Below are 1,552 nucleotides of genomic sequence, written 5' to 3'. Positions count from 1 at the left end.
CGTAACTCGCCGGTTCATTCTACAAAAGGCACGCTCTCACCCATTAACGGGCTCGAACTTGTTGTAGGCACACGGTTTCAGGTTCTATTTCACTCCCCTCCCGGGGTGCTTTTCACCTTTCCCTCACGGTACTGGTTCACTATCGGTCACTAGGGAGTATTTAGGGTTGGGAGATGGTCCTCCCAGATTCCGACGGGATTTCACGTGTCCCGCCGTACTCAGGATACTGCTAGGTACAAAGACTATTTTAAATACGAGGCTATTACTCTCTTTGGCTGATCTTCCCAAATCATTCTTCTATAATCTTTGAGTCCACATTGCAGTCCTACAACCCCGAAGAGTAAACTCTTCGGTTTGCCCTCCTGCCGTTTCGCTCGCCGCTACTAAGGCAATCGCTTTTGCTTTCTCTTCCTGCAGCTACTTAGATGTTTCAGTTCACTGCGTCTTCCTCCTCACATCCTTAACAGATGCGGGTAACAGGTAGTACCTGTTGGGTTCCCCCATTCGGAAATCCCTGGATCATCGCTTACTTACAGCTACCCAAGGCATATCGTCGTTTGTCACGTCCTTCTTCGGCTCCTAGTGCCAAGGCATCCACCGTGCGCCCTTATTAACTTAACCTTATTTTCTGACCTTTCAGTCATAAACTCTTATTAATACTACAGCGTTTTCGGTTTATTTTCTTGTTACTATTTGATATAGATATTCAATTTTCAATGTGCATTACTTGGTGATCTCTCACCAATGGAGCCTAGCGGGATCGAACCGCTGACCTCCTGCGTGCAAAGCAGGCGCTCTCCCAGCTGAGCTAAGGCCCCACAAGACCTCTCAAGACTAAACAAGACCAATGCGCAGTTCCTTTTCCTTAGAAAGGAGGTGATCCAGCCGCACCTTCCGATACGGCTACCTTGTTACGACTTCACCCCAATCATCTATCCCACCTTAGGCGGCTGGCTCCTAAAAGGTTACCTCACCGACTTCGGGTGTTACAAACTCTCGTGGTGTGACGGGCGGTGTGTACAAGGCCCGGGAACGTATTCACCGCGGCGTGCTGATCCGCGATTACTAGCGATTCCGACTTCATGTAGGCGAGTTGCAGCCTACAATCCGAACTGAGACTGGCTTTAAGAGATTAGCTTGCCGTCACCGGCTTGCGACTCGTTGTACCAGCCATTGTAGCACGTGTGTAGCCCAGGTCATAAGGGGCATGATGATTTGACGTCATCCCCACCTTCCTCCGGTTTATTACCGGCAGTCTCGCTAGAGTGCCCAACTGAATGATGGCAACTAACAATAGGGGTTGCGCTCGTTGCGGGACTTAACCCAACATCTCACGACACGAGCTGACGACAACCATGCACCACCTGTCACCTCTGTCCCGAAGGAAAACTCTATCTCTAGAGCGGTCAGAGGGATGTCAAGACCTGGTAAGGTTCTTCGCGTTGCTTCGAATTAAACCACATGCTCCACCGCTTGTGCGGGCCCCCGTCAATTCCTTTGAGTTTCAACCTTGCGGTCGTACTCCCCAGGCGGAGTGCTTAATGCGTTAGCT

The 1,552-nt window shown here is 50.4% G+C and carries 1 tRNA gene and 2 rRNA genes; all 3 read right to left on the bottom strand.

Features of this window, described 5'->3' with window-relative positions:
• Window positions 1–621, bottom strand: a 23S ribosomal RNA gene (locus QM959_RS09500); the annotation flags it as partial.
• Between the two features lie 124 nt (window positions 622–745).
• Window positions 746–818 (bottom strand) — tRNA-Ala (locus tag QM959_RS09495).
• A 51-nt stretch (window positions 819–869) separates the two neighbouring features.
• Window positions 870–1,552: ribosomal RNA gene (locus QM959_RS09490) — 16S ribosomal RNA — on the bottom strand; the annotation flags it as partial.

Source organism: Streptococcus mitis (assembly GCF_047459985.1).
GTDB classification, from domain to species: domain Bacteria; phylum Bacillota; class Bacilli; order Lactobacillales; family Streptococcaceae; genus Streptococcus; species Streptococcus mitis_DZ.
Note: the sequence above shows the minus strand (reverse complement) of the source record. Positions and strands in the feature narration are given on the sequence as shown.